Origin of the sequence: Rhodococcus phenolicus (assembly GCF_001646785.1) — a bacterium.
GTDB classification, from domain to species: domain Bacteria; phylum Actinomycetota; class Actinomycetes; order Mycobacteriales; family Mycobacteriaceae; genus Rhodococcus; species Rhodococcus phenolicus.
Genome location: NZ_LRRH01000099.1, coordinates 1 through 15,469, shown reverse-complemented (window position 1 = coordinate 15,469; position 15,469 = coordinate 1). Strand labels below are relative to the sequence as shown.

Genomic DNA, 15,469 nt, shown 5'->3' with positions numbered 1-15,469 from the left:
GCGTCGCGGTGGAACACTATCCGGTCGACAAGCCGTCGACATCAATTTTTGCCGGAACAGCTGGGCTGACCCCGGACCCCCTCAACTATGGGTGGCGAGACTATGGAATGCGGGTGGGGATCTAGCGGATGATCGAATCGCTCGATCGTCACGGAATGCGGGCGACCGCCTTTGTGAACTCTGACGCATGTTCGCTTTATCCCCAGGTCATCGCGGCCGGAAACGAGCGCAACTGGTCGTGGGTGGCTCATGGTCGCGACAATTCGACCTTCCAGAACGGGATGGAGAAGAGCGTAGAGAGAAAATATCTTGAAGAGGTCGTGGACGAAATCGAGCGGCACACGGGGACTCGTCCGACTGGTTGGATCGGTCCCGCGCTTACCGAGACATTTGAGACACCTCAGATTCTCGCCGAACTGGGGCTGGAATATGTGCTGGAACTGGTGCGCCGACGACCAGCCGTTCTATCTCAATGGCGAGAAGCCGATGCTCAGTGTTCCGTACTCGACCGTTTTGAATGATGTGATGCTGTTCGGCGGAAACGGTCTCAGCGGTGAGGGCTTTGTCCAGCTGATTAAGGACCAGTATGAGCAGCTGTCTAAGGAAGCGGATGACCATGTGCGAGTAATGGGCATTGGCCTTCACCCGTTCATCATCAACCAGCCGTTCCGTCAGAAGTACCTTGACCTGGCCCTGGATTTCATCGCCGAACAGGACGATGTTTGGATTACTACGTCGGATGATATCGCGGCTCACTTCAAGAATAATGTTGCGGATCGTCCTGCGGCCTAGTGTCGCGTTTCTGAAGTTGGTTTAGGGTTGGCTTTCGCGAGGATCTGTTCGGGAGTTTTGGTCCAGACGAATGGGTGTTTGCGGTCGTTCCAGCCCGTGATGAACTGGCGAATCTTGGCATTGAGGTCCTTGACGGATGTAAAGACACCGCGGCGGATGGCCTGCCGGTCGATGATGCCGAACCAGACTTCCACGAGGTTGAGCCAGGACCCGGACGTCGGGGTGAAGTGCACGTGGAACCGCGGATGCTGTGCCAGCCACACCTTCACCGCCGGGGTTTTGTGGGTGGCGTAGTTGTCCATCACCAGGTGCAGGTCCACCTCCGGGTAGGCGCGGTCGAGCTGACGCAGGAACGCCAGGAACTCCTGATGGCGATGCTTCGGCTTGACCGCGCCGGTGACGTGCCCGGTCGCAATGTCCAACGCGGCGAACAGAGTCGTCGTGCCGTGCCGCTTGTAATCGTGGGTGTGCCTTTCGATGCTGCCGGTGCGCATCGGCAGCATCGGCGCGGTCCTATCCAGCGCCTGGATCTGACTCTTCTCGTCAACACACAACACGATCGCGTTGTCCGGTGGCGCCAAGTACAACCCCACCACGTCGGTGACCTTCGCGACCAGTTCGGGATCGGTGGAGAACTTGAACGTTCCGGCCCGCCAAGGCTGCACGCCGAACTTGCGCCACGCCCTGGCCACGGTGGCGTTACCGATCTTCAGATGATCCGCCAGCAGGCGTGAGGACCAGTGCGTCACCCCGTACTTCTTCGGCGGAGGAACAAAGCAGAGAAGAGAAGAGACAACAATGTCTATCAGCAATGCCGTTGAAGAATACGAACGTCTTCGAGCAGATTTCCGAGCCAAAGGTTTGGGCGGCCGGACCGGCTTCGGGCAGCGGCCAGCGCTGCTGGTCATCGACCTGATCCGGGGGTTCACCGACACCAGATCCCCCCTGGCCGGCGAACTCGACTCTCAGTTGCAGGCCACCCAACAACTGCTTGCAGACGCACGCGATGCCGACGTGCCCGTGATCTTCTCGACGGTCGCCTACGATGCGGACCTTCAGGAGGCCGGCAAGTGGATCCGCAAGATCCCTTCCAACAGCTGGCTGATGGAGGGAAACGAGTGGGTGGAGCTGGATGAGCGACTGGGTCGTCGCGAGAACGAGATGCTGCTGGTCAAAAAGTACGCGTCCTGTTTCTTCGGTACCGATCTGGCAGCTCGTCTGATCTCCCGGGGCGTGGACACGGTGATCCTCCTCGGATGCACGACCAGCGGATGCATCCGCGCCACCGCTGTGGACGCGTGCTCCTACGGATTCCACACAGTCGTTGTGGAAGAGGGCGTGGGAGACAGAGCAGAGCTGCCACACCTGGCAAGCCTCTTCGACATCGACAACAAGTACGGTGACGTCGTGAGCCTGGAGGACGCCAGCGCCTACCTCCAGCATGTCCACCAGTAGAGACGCCGAATACGGACACCGGTGACGAAAGCTCATCGGCCAGCGCATCAGCGGATCCTTGAGGACGTCGATGCGAAAGAGTTACCACCACGGGAAAGCACATGGACTCCGTCAACTATGACAGGGCCTTGAGCGCGCTGGCCATCATCTTGTTCAGCTTCGCGCTGGGCACTTTGTCCGTTGTCGTCCCTCTTTTGGGTGTGCATGCGGGCTACACCCCCAGTGAGATCGGGCTGCTGGTCGCCGTGGCTGCCATCGCACAGCTGATCACCCGCCTGTACATGGGCGCGTTGATGCGTCGGATTCCGGACAGGTCCTTCCTCGTGGGATCCGGGCTGATGATCGCGATCTCGTGCGCACTGCTCGCGATTTCTCCCGCGGTCGTGTTTTTTGTCGCGTCCCAGTTGGTCCAGGGAATAGCCCGGGCGTTCTTCTGGACCAGCAGCCAGACCCACGCCGTTCGTACATCCGCCGCACCGGTCAGTGGCCTCCGGGACGTCAATCTGGCGGCGGGGATCGGTGCGCTTCTCGGCCCCACGGTGGCCGGATACCTCTGGGAGGCCTCGGTGCAACTGCCACTCATGATGGGGATCGTCGCAGGTTCCGTCGCCGTCGTCCCCGCGGCCTTGTTGATCAGGTTTCCCCCGTTCGCGGCCAGGCCTTCTTCACCCACTGGCAGGGATGTCCGTCTGTGGCGACGACCCGGTGTCAACGCTGCCTGCTGGATGAACACGGGCGCAGGGGTTTGGAAAAGCCTTCTGGACTCCTACGTCCCTTTGGCCCTGTCCCTGGCAGGCCAACCGGCTGCAGTCATCGGTATCCTGCTCTCCATCGCCAACGCCACCGTTCTCGTCGGTAGTACCGCCAGCGGGTGGGTCCGGCGCCGGGGCGTCAGGGCGTCTCTGGTCATCGGGATGATAGCTACAGGGCTGGGACTGGCCGCAGTGGGACCGTTCGCCGGTCTGACCGCCCCGGTGGCCATTGCCCTGGCCATCTCCGGCATCGGTGCCGGGGTCCTGCAGACCGTCGGTCCGGCCATCGCAGCGGAGAAGGTGCACCCAGAAGAACGCGGAGACGCCCTCGCATTGACGGGCACTTTCCGCGCCACGGCGCTCTTCCTCTCACCGCTGGGCATGGCCGGGCTGGTCACCCTCGTTCCGGTGACCGCGGCCCTGCTGGCCGCGGGCCTGCTCATCATCACCCCAGCTGCAACCACCTGGAGATCCAACAAAGATGTCGACTGACCGACACAGACCCCGAGGCTCGCGCTATTTGCCTCCGGTGACAAGAAAGCAAGACGTTTCGACGAGAGGCTGTCCATGACGACGAAAACCCATCCGAGCGATGACCCCGCAACGGTCCCGAGGCTCCGACTGCGGCACGGGCATAGCATTCCGCATCTGGGCCTGGGCACCTGGCCACTGGTGGGGGAAGAGTGCGAGACGGCCGTCCGCTACGCCATTCAAAGCGGCTACCGGCTCGTCGACACCGCGTTCCAGTACCGCAATGAAGACGCGGTGGGACGCGGTGTCCGCACTGCCGGCGTTGCGCGTGAAGAGCTGTTCGTCTCCAGCAAGTTCAACAAGGAGTCCCACAGCGTCGACGGTGTGCAGAGGGCCTACGACCGCAGTCTCCAAGCCTTGGGCCTGGACTACCTGGACATGTTCATGTGCCACTGGCCCGTGCCGGCCTTGGACCAGTACACCGAGGCATGGAGAGGCCTCGTCAAGCTCTTGGACGAAGGCCGTGTCAAAGCGATCGGTGTCTCCAATTTCAAGCCGGACCATTTGGAGAAGGTCATTGCCGCGACCGGCGTGGTTCCTGACGTGAACCAGATCCAGCTCAGCCCCGATCTCGCACGGCTACCCCCGCGGGCAGTGCACCAGGACCTGGGCATCATTACCGAGGCCTGGAGCCCTATTGGTCGCGAATCGGGACTGCGTGACCACCCCATCGTGGTGCAGATCGCGCAACGGACAGCAAAGAGTCCGGCGCAGGTTCTGCTCCGCTGGCACGTCCAGCAAGGAATCGTCCCGATCCCGCAGGCCGCCAAACCCGCATGGCTGGTCGAGAACATCTCGGTGTTCGATTTCTCCCTGACTGCCGAGGAAATGGCCGCCCTGGCGAGGCTGGACCGCGGAGAGAACGCCGCCCGCGACTCCGACTCCCCCGAAAACGGCCACTGACCCTTGCCGCACCCACCCGTACCTGGCACGAAGAGTGGGAGGGGTTGACGTAGATCACAAAATGCGGAAACCTCTTCACGACAGAGTGGACCTCTGCTCTACAGACTGACTGATCGATGATCGAGAAGGAGCTCTCCCATGGCAGACCATCACGGCGTCCTCGAGGACGTACGGCGGGGCATGATCCCTGCACATATCTACAACGACAAAGAGCTCTTCGAACTCGAGAAGGAACGTCTCTTCAGCCGCAGCTGGCTGTTCGTCGCCCACGAGTCGGAGGTCCCCGAGGCTGGTGACTACGTGGTCCGCAGGGTCCTCGAGGACTCGTTCATTATCTCTCGGGACGAACAGGGCCAGGTCCGGGCCCTGTTCAACATGTGCCTCCACCGGGGCATGCAGGTGTGCCGGGCGGAGATGGGCAATGCCTCCCACTTCCGTTGCCCGTACCACGGTTGGTCTTACCGCAATGACGGGCGCCTCGTTGGCCTGCCGTTTCACAAGGAGGCATACGGCGGGGAGGAAGGCTTCAAGAAGAAGGGCCAGACCTTGTTGCCTGCTCCCTCGCTGGCCACGTACAACGGTCTGATCTTCATCAGCATGGACCCGGATGCCGAGCCCCTGGAGGAGTTCCTGGGGGACTTCAAGTTCTACCTGGACTACTACACGAAGCAGAGCGCGGACGGCATCGAGCTGCGTGGCCCTCAGCGTTGGCGGGTCAAGGCGAACTGGAAGATCGGGGCCGAGAACTTCGCCGGGGACATGTACCACACGCCCCAGACCCACACCTCGGTGGTGGAGATCGGCCTCTTCCGCGAGCCCAAGGCGGAGAAGCGCAAGGACGGCACCACGTACTGGGCTGGCAACGGTGGCGGCACCACTTACAAGCTGCCCGAAGGTGGCCTGGAGGAGCGCCTGCGCTACGTGGGCTACCCGGACGAGATGATCGCCCGGATGAAGGAGCAGTGGACCCAGGAGCAGCTCGACGTGGTCGGCAAGGACGGGTTCATGATCTCGGCGGCCTCACTGTTCCCGAACATGAGCTTCGTCCATAACTGGCCGCGGGTCGAAGAGGGCTCCGACGAGGTGCTCCCCTTCATCTCTATCCGCGTGTGGCAGCCGATCAGCGAGAACGAGACGGAAGTCCTCTCGTGGTTCGCCGTCGACAAGAACGCGCCGGAGGAGTACAAAGCGCTTTCCTACAAGGCGTATCTCATGTGCTTCGGCAGTGGCGGCATGTTCGAGCAGGACGACGTCGAGAACTGGGTGTCCCTCACCAATACTGCCGCCGGCTCCATGGCACGGCGTCTGCTGCTCAACAGCCGGATGGGCATGCTCGAGAACGGCGAGAACGTCGTCGAGGCCCTGTCCCCCGAGGAATACTCGGGACCCGGCGCCACCCGTGTCGGCTACAGCGAGTACAACCAGCGGGAGTTGTTGCGCCGGTGGGCCGATCACCTCGAACGTCCGGTAGAAGCCGCAGCGCAGGTGCACGTGGGCTCGGACCCGGTGCAAGCGCCACCGGCCGCCGGATCGGGGCCCGCCCGCCCGGCCTGCGGCAGCGCAGAGACCGCGCCCGCAGCAACCCTTCACGAGGAGGTCTGATCATGAGTGTTGGAACGGCACACGAGAACGAGAACTTGACGCTGTCCGAACAATCGGCGCTGGGAGCCCACGCCCCGCGTACTCAGCGGACGGGGCAGACCCTGCCTTTCAACGATGAACTTCACCTGGAGGCGCATCGTTGGCTGGTCGATGAGGCGTACCTGTTGGACGCCCAGGACTACGACGAGTGGCTCTCCCGGATCGCCGATGACGTGCACTATCTCATGCCCGTCCGCGTCACCACTGCCCTGGGCGCCGGATACTCCACCTCACCGGGGATGGCGCACTGGGACGAGAACAAGTACTCGCTCAGTCGCCGCGTGGCACGCTTCGCCACCGAGCACGCGTGGACCGAAGACCCCCCATCACGGCTGCGCCACTACATCACCAACGTGCGCACCTTCCGCACCCCCGACCCGCAAGAGATCATCGTGGACTCGGCGGTTCTTCTCTTCCGCAGCCGTGGTGACGTCGGGGAGTCCTCCACTGTCTCGGCAGGACGCGAGGATCTCCTCCGCCGTACCTCATCCGGGTCCGGGTGGGAGCTGGCCCGTCGCACCATCATGGTCGACGAGTCGGTCATCCGCATGCAGAACCTGGCGATCTTCCTGTGAAACTGGAATGGGAAGGCGAGGAGGAAGACCGCCTCGCGGCGATCCAGGCCACCGAGGAACGCCGCCGGCTCGAAGAGCACGTCACCGGCAAGCCGATCGTGATCGCTAACGAGTTCTCGGAGGTCCAGGTCACCCGCATCGAGACCCGCAACGGTTCGCGGCTGATGATTCAATCTCCTCGTTCGGGCCAGTGGGTAACGCTCTGTCCGCTGGAACTGGAGTCCCTGACCTGGCAGGCCCCGGCCACGTTCTCGGCCATGATCGGACACCCTTTCGGGCCGCTCGTGGCCGAAGACGAATAAACACCCCAACCGCCAGAGCACCACCGTCTCAAGCTAAGGAGTTCGACCATGCCCGTTGTAAAAGCCGATCTGCAGGCCTGTCAGGGATACGCGAACTGCGTCGTCGGAGCCTCTGACTACTTCGACCTGGACGACGACGGGATCGTCGTGCTGCTCCAGACCGAAGTCCCCGAAGCCGACCGCGCCCGCGTCACCGAAGCCGCGCGCAGCTGCCCGGTCTCCGCACTGGTGGTAGAGGACGCATGAGCCCGGGCACCGTCGTCGTCGTCGGGTCCTCCATTGCCGGGGTGCGCACCGCGCAGTCCCTCCGGCTGGAAGGCTATAAGGGGGAGATCATCCTCGTGGGAGAAGAGACCGAACTTCCCTACGATAAGCCGCCATTGTCGAAATCCGTTCTTGCGGGATCCGCCGACGAGGACTCTATCCGGCTGCTGACACAGGAGCAGGCCGATGCCGAGGACATCCAACTCTTGCTGGGGCACCGCGCTGTCGATCTGGACGTCGCCGAGAACCTGCTGAAGCTTGAAGGGCATGACCCCCTTCGCTACGACAACCTCGTCATTGCCACCGGAGCATCACCCCGGCCCTCTCCCTGGGGCCAGTCTCCAGGGATTCACGTGCTGCGCACCCTTGAGGACGCCCGCGAACTACGTGGGGACCTTCTCCGGGGTGGGGCGCTGGCCGTTATCGGGGCAGGGTTCATCGGCGCCGAAGCGGCAGCCACCGCCCGCGGCCTGGGATTGGAGGTCACCGTCATCGACCCGGTGCCCGTGCCCATGAGCCGCCTCTTTAACCCTGAGATCGGCCAGTGGTTCGCAGACCTTCACCAGGACAACGGGGTCGACACCATGTTCGGCACCGGAGTGGAAGCTATCGAAGGCGAGGAGGGCAACTTCTCCCTCCACCTGACCAACGGTGAGAGCGTTCAGGCGGCCACCGTGCTGATCGGTATTGGCGTCATCCCCAATGACTCCTGGCTTAGCGCATCCGGCCTGCTGGTGGACAACGGGGTCGTGCTCAACGAGTACTGTCAAGCCCTCGACGCTGCGAACGTGTACGCCGTCGGCGACGTAGCCCGCTGGCGCCACCAGAAGCACGGCGAGGACGTCAGGACCGAGCACTGGACTAACGCGGTGGAACAGGCCGCCTGCGTGGCCTACAACATCATCCATCCGGAACAGCCGCGCGCCTACACGCCCATTGAATACGTGTGGAGCGACCAGCACGACTGGAAAATTCAGGTCGTGGGACGCGTCGGAGGCAATGTCGACCACGTCCTCATCGGACACCCGCAGGTCCACGGCAAGTTCGCCGCCCTCTACACCACCGACGGCACCACCGTCCGGGGCGCAGCCATCGTGAACTGGCCCAAAGCCCTCATTGCCTGCCGTCTGGGCATGGCCAGGGGCATCACGGTGCAGGATCTGCGCGCCAAGCTCGAACCCCAGTTGGAGCCACCGCCGAGGAGGGCGTCATGACACCCGGAAACTTGCTGCCCCAGACCGAGAGCGTCAGCCGGGAACATATCGCCCTCGCCTGCCGGGTCTTGGCCCATCGGGGCCTTGCAGATGGAATCTTGGGTCACATCAGCCTGAAAATTACCGACAGCACATTGCTGGTGCGCTGTCGCGGCCCGTACGAACGCGGACTGGCGTATACGCAAGCCGAAGACATCCGCATGGTGGACCTCGACGGCAATCCCGCCGCCGACGGCGAGCTCGCGGGCGGATACACGGTCCCCAACGAACTGCCGCTGCACACCGAGCTCTTCCGGCGCCGCCCAGACATCCGGGCTGTCGTTCACGCCCATCCCCCGCGAGTGGTTGCCGCCGACCTGGCAGGGCTTGCAGTACGCCCCATCGTAGGGGCGTACGACATTCCCGGAGCCCGCCTCGCCGCCAACGGGGTGCCCGTCTATCCCCGCGGAGTACTCATCCGCGACCGTCGGCTCGCCACCGAAATGGCCGATGCCATGGGAACAAGGCCCGTTGTTGTGCTGCGGGGCCACGGCCTCACCAGCGCGGCCGAAACCGTCGAGCAAGCAGTTCTCCAGGCCATCAGCGTGGACGGCCTGTCCGGGTTGGCACTGCAAGTGACTTCGGCTGGTGGGCACCTCGTCGACCTGCCCGACGCCGATATGGCCGAACTGCCCGACCTCGGAGGAGCATTCAACACAGAGACTGCTTGGAGACATGAACTCGCACGACTTGGTGAGCCTCGTTGACGGCCTGCGCCCTAGCCGGACAGAGACTGAACCCCCGGTCAGTAACATGAAGCTCATGTCCGCATCACGGGCGGAGGACGACTCCAGATACGGCCCTCCTCCGCAGTACCCCATCGAATCCGTCGACAACGCACTCCGATTGTTGCTGCTCTTCGAGACTCGGCCGAGCATCCGGCTCACCGATGCCAGCAAGTACCTCGGAGTGGCGTCATCTACGGCCCATCGCCTCATGGGGATGCTCCTCTACCGAGGTTTCGTACGGCAGAACCCTCAGACCAAAGCGTACGAACCCGGACAAGCACTCAGCTCCATCGCCTTCGCCATACGGCGCCACGTCGACATCGGAACGCTAATTCGTCCAGCAATGGAAAGGGTATTCGAGGCAACCGGAGAGACGGTGCACTTTGCCGAGCTCAAAGGCTCGAACGCACACTTTCTGGAGGCCATCGAAAGCCAACGTGCCGTCCGCGTTGCCTCACGTCAAGGTGCGATGCTTCCTGCCAACTGCACTGCAACGGGCAAAGCAATGCTGAGCCTACTCACCACGGAACAACTGCATGCCCTGTACCCGTATGAGGAGCTCCCGGGTCTCACCAAGGGATCTATCATTTCCCGTTCCGATCTGGAGCGTGCCCTCGAAACGATTCGGCAAACCGAATACTCAACGAGCCAGGAAGAAAGCGAAGACGGCGTCATGTCAGTCGCTGTTCCCATCACCAGCCCGAGCGGAGGATACTACGGGATCAATGTATCCGTGCCCGCTCACCGCATGACTGAACAACTCCGCACAGAACTCGGAGCTATGCTCCAGACAGCCGCCAAAGAAATCCAGAACTTGCTCGTTTAAGGATCTCGACGGCCAGTGACGGTGGTGCTGTGGACAGGACCACCTCAGCTCAGCGGCGATTCTAGAGAGTCGATTCTCCGCAGTCGGAGCCCGAAGAAGAAGGAAATGACCACGGCGACGGTTGCCATAGTGACGAGCATCGCCCAGGTCAGTGTCGAGTTACCGAGGCTAAGGGCCACCCCGGTGAGCATGGGGCCGATGGTATTGCCGATGTACGTGCCGGTCTGGACAATGTCGGTGGCCGCTGCGGTGGCCCCAGGCGCCATGTGCGAGATGAGGAAGTGCACCAGACCTGGCCACCCCCACCCCAGGCCCACCGCTAGCAGGACACCTACCACGTAGCTCCAGGTGGTGGGGATCGCCATGAGTGAAAGCCCGACGGCGCAGACGATGAGTGCTGTCTGGATCAGAGAAAGTGCTGACACGCCGGAGGTTTGCTGTAGCGGTGAGGCGCGGGGACGCACGCCCCGCTTCGGAAATCGAACGTGCCCCCGCTGAGGGGCCGCACGGGAGCGGGTCCCCTTGTGTGCGTTGAACTCCCCGTTGCGGTCGCCGATCATAGCGGCGGCGAACGGGCACGTATGGCCCGTGCAATGTGTTGAACGTTGTCAACGGCGGGTGAAAATTGACCCCTATGTGACGGGCGAATTCTGACCCCTCTGGTTGTTGGTCTGTGCGGTCATGAGGTCTCGTCGTGCTTTGGTCCGGTAGGACTGGCCGCCGAGGGTGAGGACCTCGGCGTGGTGGACGAGACGGTCGATCATCGCGGCGGCGACGATGTCGTCGGCGAAGATCTCGCCCCAGCGGCCGAATGGCATGTTCGAGGTCACCAGGATCGAGCCCTGCTCGTAGCGGTGAGCCACGAGCTGGAAGAACAGGTTGGCGGCGTCGGAGTCGAACGGGATGTAGCCGACCTCGTCGATGATGAGCAGCTTGTAGCGGCGCAACTTGCGCAGCTCGGCCTCTAGGCGGTTCTCGGCGTGCGCGGCCTGAAGCCTGGCGAGCCAGCCGACGGCGGTGTCGAACTGCACGGCGTAGCCGGCGGCGATCGCCTTGTATCCGAGGGCGATCGCCAGGTGGGTCTTGCCCACTCCGGGCGGCCCGAGCAGGACTACGTTGTCGGCCTTGCCGATGTAAGTGCTCGTCGCTAAGTGCGCGAGCACGTCTTTGCGCAAGGTGGGCTGATGGTCGACATTGAAGTCCTCGAGCGTCTTGACCTGCGGGAAGTGTGCCGCTCGCGTGCGGACCTGGATGCCGGAGGCCTCTCGGTCGGCGACCTGGCGGCCCAAGACTGCGGCCAGGTACTCCTCGTAGGTCCAGCCCTGCCTACGGGCGGTATCGGCGAGGTCGGCGAACACGCCCGAGATGGTCGGGGTCTTGAGCACCCGGGCTGCGTAGGCGACCTGGGACGAGGCGTCTTCGCTCATGCCGACACCTCCGAATCCAATGCTGCGTTCCCGGCGAAGTCGACGTCGTAGAGGTCGTCGTAGTCGCGCAGCGGGCGCACCACCGGATCAGTGAACGAACTCATCGGTGGTTGCTCGCGGGTCCGCTGCCAGTAGTCCACGCGCAGTTGCTTTGCCAGCTCCACATGCTCGGGGTTGGTGACCGTCCCGCGGCGGGACCAGCTGCGGCGGTGCTCAGCCACCAGGGCGCCCGCGCAGTTCACCGTCACCGTATGCAGGCTGGCGACTACCTCGACCAGGCGACCGATCACGCGGGGGTCGACTGAGTAGTCCACCGAGTCGATACGGACGTAGTAGTCCCGCGCCAGTCTCACCGTCGTGCGCAGGCCCGTGGTCGGTGCGACCGGCGGAAGGGCGAGCATCCGGGCCCGGTCCTCGACTAGTGCGTCGACGGGTCGAGCTCCCAACACTCGCACGGTGCGCGAGTTGGCTGTTTCCAGCCACTCGGTGAGCTGGCCATTGAAGTCCTCGGGGCCGGTGAAGGTCCGGCCCGCCATGAACGACTGGCCGAGGTAGCCGTTGTGTCGTTCGACCATCCCCTTGAACTCTGGGTCCCGCGGCGGGGCAATGACCAGCTTCGACGACAATGTCCCGGCGAACGCCGCGGCATCGACCGTCGGCTTGCCCGCCGAGGTCGCGATCGCCGATTCCCGGTCCCACCACAGGCGATGGGATACAGCCCCGAGCTGGCCCAGCAGCAGCCACATGCCGGCCAGGATGTCCCCGGCCATCCGGGAGGGGATCATCGTCGCCGAGATGTACCTCGAGAACGCCAGCGTCATCACCAACACCGGCATCTGAGCACTCTGACCTGCGCCCAGCGGAATCAGCGTCTTCGGGAACCACAGATCGCACTGCGTCGTATCGCCGGGCTTGTGAGTATTTGGAGGCTTGGGGGCCATCGGATATTGCGTTTGGGGGCCAGCAGTATTGCCGTTGGGGGCCGGTGATCGCGTCTGTGGGGACCACCGGCCCCGTCTCGGGGATTATTTACTGACTCCCGGCAGCGGCCGCATGCTCGCGCATGTTGTGGGTGCCGGTGTCGATCCAGATGGTGTTGTGCACGATGCGGTCCATGACGGCGTCGGCGTGTACTCCGGAGCCCAGGCGCTGGTGCCAGTCCTTCTTGGAATACTGGGTGCAGAACACGGTCGACCCGGTGTCGTAGCGTCGTTCAAGGAGCTCGAGGAGCATTCTGCTGATCGTCTCGTCGGGGTGGTCTAGGAGCCATTCGTCGATCACCAGCAGGGAGAACGCGGCGTACTTTTTGAGGAATTTGTTCTGGCCTTGGGGTCGGCCTTTGGCCAGGGCCCAGGCTTCTTCGAGGTCGGGCATTCGGATGTAGTGCGCCCGGAAGCGGTGCTGGCATGCCTGCTTGGCCAGGGCACAGCCGAGGTAGGACTTGCCCGAGCCGGTGAAGCCCTGGAAGACGACGTTCTGTTGGCGCTGGATGAACGAGCAGGTGGCCAGCTGCGCGAGGACGGCGCGGTCCAGGCCGCGTTCCTCGACCAGGTCCACGCGCCGCAGATCGGCTGCTGGGTAGCGCAGGTTGGCCCGGCGGATGAGTCCGTCGATCTTGGAGTGGTTGAAGCTCTCGTGGGCGTGGTCGACGACCAGCTGCAGGCGCTCGCCGAAGTTCATGCCGACCACGTGGTCGTCGTGTTGCGCTTCGATCGCCTCGAGCAGTGGCTGGGCGCCCATCTCGCGGAGCTTGCGCTTGGTCTCGCTATCGATGCTGCTCATCGGGTGCTCCTGGCGTAGTAGTCGGCGCCGCGGACGTACCCGCCGGCCTGTTCGGGCTTCGTGCGTGGCTGTAGGGCGGCGGTCTTGTCTTGGCCGGTGGCCAGGATCGGGTGGATATGCGCGTAGCGGGGCGAGCGCACGGGCCCGGTCAGCGCCAGGGCGCAGGCGGCTTCGACGCGCTCGGCTGAGAACCGCCGCGAAAGGCGCAGCACCGCCAGGGCGGCGTCGAGGCCCTGTTCGTCGACGGGTACGGATTCGAAGATCCGGTTGATCACGATGACCGCCGCTGGCCCCACCCGCTCGGCCCACTCCCGTACCCGGGGTGCATCCCACTGTTGGTACTGGCGGCCGGCCGGCAGGTCGGCGTCGTTGGTGCGGTACTGCCCGGCGGCTCCAGCTGGGAGCAGCAGGTGGCTGGAGATCCGCTCGGTGCCGCGGTAGATCTCCAGCGTGCGGGCGGTGATCCGCACATCGACCTTGGTACCGATGTGGGCCAGCGGGGCGGAGTAGAAGTTGCGCTCGAACACCACGTGCCCGTTGCGGCCGACCCGGCGGCCGTAGAGCCACCGGCTGATCTCGAACGCCACCGCGGGCAGCGGCGTGAGTAGCGGCCGCTCCTCGGCGGTGAACACGCTCAGTCTCGAGCCGGGGCGTTTCTGGAATGGTTCGCGGTTTTAGGCGTCCATCCGCTCACCGATCGCCTCGGCCAGTTCGGGCACCGTGTGAAACGTCCGGTCCCGCAGGCCGGCGATCACCCAGGTCGCCACGTGCGCCACGGTGTTCTCGGTGCTCGCCTTGTCCTTCGGGCGCCGTATCCGGCCTGGCAGAACGGCTGCGGAGTAGTGGGCGGCCATCTCCCGGTAGGCGTCGTTGAGGACGATCTCGCCGTCGCGGGGGTGCTTGACCACGCCGGTCTTGAGGTTGTCGCACACGATCCGCGGTACCGACCCGCCGATGGCGTCGAACATCGCCACGTGAGCCCGAAGCCACGCGTCCTGCTGCATGTCGGTGCTGGGCCAGACGAACGCGTACCGGCTGAACGGCAGGCACGCCACGAACAGATACACCTTCCGCGTCGCCCCGGTGACCGGGTCGGTCACCTCCATCGTGGGGCCGGACCAGTCGACCTCGACCGTCTGGCCGGCCTTGTGCCCCACGCGGGAGGCGGCGCCGGTCACCATCACGTGTCGCTGGTAGGTCTTGCACCACCGGTCATATCCCATCGCCGGCGCTTTCGCGTGGGCGCAGCGGTCGGTGTACTCGCCGTGCAGCAGCTTGAGCGTGACCCCGACCCGGGCCATCTCGCGGTGGACCTGCTCCCAGTCCGGCTGGGCGAACACGCTCTCGTGCTCACCGCGCCCCGGGAACAGGCGGGCGTACACCCGCTCATCGGTCAGCTCGGCGACGTCGTCCCAGCTCGTCTCGGTCGCATCGGCGGCCTCCAGCACCGCGGTGATGCTCTTGCGGGACATGCCCTGCGAGGCGGCAATTGCCCCCCGGACAGGCCTTCGGCGCGAAGCTGCAACACGAGCTTCGCCCTGATCTTCCGTACAGTCACGGATTGCTCCTTCCGCCGCGTGCCCTATACACGCGGCGGAAGGAGCCTAGAAGCGGGTGGCCCCCACGGGCGCTACTGCTGGCCCCCAAGCGCAATATTCGCGATCCCGGCCACTGGCCCCCGGAGGCAATACCGGTGGACCCCAGTGAGACGAATATTCACTTGTGCTCGATACGGTCCGCCGGGTCAACCCCGCGGTACTCGGGGCGGATCGCTCGCACGCGGTCCTTAAGCACGGTCATCGAGTGCGGCCAGGCGATCCGCTCGGCGATCACCGTGGCCGGCATCGTCGGATACTCCGCCAGAAGCTTGCGGATCTCCGGTTCGAACGCATCGGCCAGCGATCCCTTCGGGGCTCGCTTGTACTTCGGCGGCTCGGATGAGGCCAACGCTGATCGCACCGTATTCCTCGCTATCCCCAGCCTCCTGGAGATCTCCTTGATCGGCACACCCTCGCTGTTATGCAACCGGCGTATCTCGGCCCACTGCTCCACCAATCACCCTCCCAGGGTCGGGAGGGGTCAAGATTCACCCGTCACCCGGGGGTCAGTATTCACCCGCCGTCGACAAACGTAGAGGGCACGCCCGTTGGTGCAAGGAAGTCCAGTCCTTTCGCGGCTTCCACAGCGCTTTCTATTGACAGTCGATGCGGAGGCGCGTAGGTCAAGCCCCAGAAGGTG

16 protein-coding genes and 3 pseudogenes are annotated in these 15,469 nt (G+C 64.1%); 12 read left to right on the top strand and 7 right to left on the bottom strand.

The window, feature by feature from the left end; translation table 11 throughout:
- Positions 1-128 precede the first annotated feature (128 nt).
- Together A8G15_RS31515 and A8G15_RS31510 are read left to right on the top strand one after the other, a co-directional pair.
- Complete coding sequence (locus A8G15_RS31515) at positions 129-521, top strand: polysaccharide deacetylase family protein (protein WP_211270234.1); 393 nt, start codon at positions 129-131, stop codon at positions 519-521.
- A complete protein-coding gene (locus tag A8G15_RS31510; RefSeq protein WP_211270235.1) occupies positions 487-792 on the top strand; it encodes a polysaccharide deacetylase family protein in 306 nt (101 codons plus the stop codon). Before A8G15_RS31515 ends, A8G15_RS31510 begins: the two co-directional genes overlap by 35 nt.
- On the opposite strand, the pseudogene A8G15_RS24325 reads toward A8G15_RS31510, so the two are convergent.
- Positions 789-1,562 (bottom strand): annotated as a pseudogene (locus A8G15_RS24325) (IS630 family transposase); the annotation flags it as partial. The gene A8G15_RS31510 and the pseudogene A8G15_RS24325 overlap by 4 nt on opposite strands.
- A gap of 28 nt (positions 1,563-1,590) precedes the next feature.
- On the opposite strand from A8G15_RS24325, the gene A8G15_RS24320 reads away from it, so the two are divergent.
- The 10 genes from A8G15_RS24320 (at position 1,591) to A8G15_RS24275 (ending at position 10,022) form a co-directional block, all read left to right on the top strand.
- Complete coding sequence (locus A8G15_RS24320) at positions 1,591-2,247, top strand: N-carbamoylsarcosine amidohydrolase (protein WP_055476446.1); 657 nt, start codon at positions 1,591-1,593, stop codon at positions 2,245-2,247.
- Positions 2,248-2,348: 101 nt separating this feature from the next.
- Positions 2,349-3,491 carry an MFS transporter gene (locus tag A8G15_RS24315; RefSeq protein WP_020171244.1) on the top strand — a complete coding sequence of 381 codons (1,143 nt, stop codon included), beginning with the start codon at positions 2,349-2,351 and terminating at the stop codon, positions 3,489-3,491.
- A gap of 75 nt (positions 3,492-3,566) precedes the next feature.
- Entirely contained in the window at positions 3,567-4,433 is an 867-nt protein-coding gene (locus A8G15_RS24310; RefSeq protein WP_006897059.1) for an aldo/keto reductase, read from the top strand.
- A 138-nt stretch (positions 4,434-4,571) separates the two neighbouring features.
- A complete protein-coding gene (locus A8G15_RS24305) occupies positions 4,572-6,035 on the top strand; it encodes an aromatic-ring-hydroxylating dioxygenase subunit alpha (protein WP_006897058.1) in 1,464 nt (487 codons plus the stop codon).
- 2 nt (positions 6,036-6,037) lie between these two features.
- Entirely contained in the window at positions 6,038-6,649 is a 612-nt protein-coding gene (locus A8G15_RS24300; RefSeq protein WP_006897057.1) for a 3-phenylpropionate/cinnamic acid dioxygenase subunit beta, read from the top strand.
- Positions 6,646-6,951, top strand: a complete 306-nt coding sequence (locus tag A8G15_RS24295; protein WP_006897056.1) for a hypothetical protein — start codon at positions 6,646-6,648, stop codon at positions 6,949-6,951. Before A8G15_RS24300 ends, A8G15_RS24295 begins: the two co-directional genes overlap by 4 nt.
- 48 nt (positions 6,952-6,999) lie before the next feature.
- Positions 7,000-7,197 carry a ferredoxin gene (locus tag A8G15_RS24290; protein WP_006897055.1) on the top strand — a complete coding sequence of 66 codons (198 nt, stop codon included), beginning with the start codon at positions 7,000-7,002 and terminating at the stop codon, positions 7,195-7,197.
- On the top strand, positions 7,194-8,429 hold the full coding sequence (locus A8G15_RS24285; RefSeq protein ID WP_064257515.1) for an NAD(P)/FAD-dependent oxidoreductase: 1,236 nt from the start codon (positions 7,194-7,196) through the stop codon (positions 8,427-8,429). Before A8G15_RS24290 ends, A8G15_RS24285 begins: the two co-directional genes overlap by 4 nt.
- Positions 8,426-9,175, top strand: coding sequence for a 3,4-dihydroxyphthalate decarboxylase (gene phtC / locus A8G15_RS24280; protein ID WP_064257514.1), 750 nt, complete (start codon positions 8,426-8,428; stop codon positions 9,173-9,175). The genes A8G15_RS24285 and phtC overlap by 4 nt, the downstream gene beginning before the upstream one ends.
- 46 nt (positions 9,176-9,221) lie before the next feature.
- Entirely contained in the window at positions 9,222-10,022 is an 801-nt protein-coding gene (locus A8G15_RS24275; protein ID WP_064257513.1) for an IclR family transcriptional regulator, read from the top strand.
- Positions 10,023-10,066: 44 nt separating this feature from the next.
- Here the strand turns inward: A8G15_RS24275 and A8G15_RS24270 are convergent, their stop codons facing one another.
- The 6 genes and pseudogenes from A8G15_RS24270 to A8G15_RS24245 all read right to left on the bottom strand — a co-directional run.
- Positions 10,067-10,447, bottom strand: a complete 381-nt coding sequence (locus tag A8G15_RS24270; protein ID WP_156665538.1) for an MFS transporter — start codon at positions 10,445-10,447, stop codon at positions 10,067-10,069.
- Positions 10,448-10,654: 207 nt separating this feature from the next.
- A complete protein-coding gene (gene istB / locus A8G15_RS24265) occupies positions 10,655-11,449 on the bottom strand; it encodes an IS21-like element helper ATPase IstB (protein WP_064257511.1) in 795 nt (264 codons plus the stop codon).
- A complete protein-coding gene (locus tag A8G15_RS24260) occupies positions 11,446-12,285 on the bottom strand; it encodes a Mu transposase domain-containing protein (RefSeq protein ID WP_219130571.1) in 840 nt (279 codons plus the stop codon). The genes istB and A8G15_RS24260 overlap by 4 nt, the downstream gene beginning before the upstream one ends.
- A gap of 193 nt (positions 12,286-12,478) precedes the next feature.
- The gene (locus tag A8G15_RS24255) at positions 12,479-13,231 is read right to left on the bottom strand and encodes an ATP-binding protein (protein WP_064257509.1); all 753 of its coding nucleotides are present in this window, start codon (positions 13,229-13,231) and stop codon (positions 12,479-12,481) included.
- Positions 13,228-14,789, bottom strand: a pseudogene (istA, locus tag A8G15_RS30140) (IS21 family transposase). Before istA ends, A8G15_RS24255 begins: the two are co-directional and overlap by 4 nt.
- A 173-nt stretch (positions 14,790-14,962) precedes the next feature.
- Positions 14,963-15,286: pseudogene (locus A8G15_RS24245) on the bottom strand (IS21 family transposase); the annotation flags it as partial.
- Positions 15,287-15,469 lie beyond the last annotated feature (183 nt).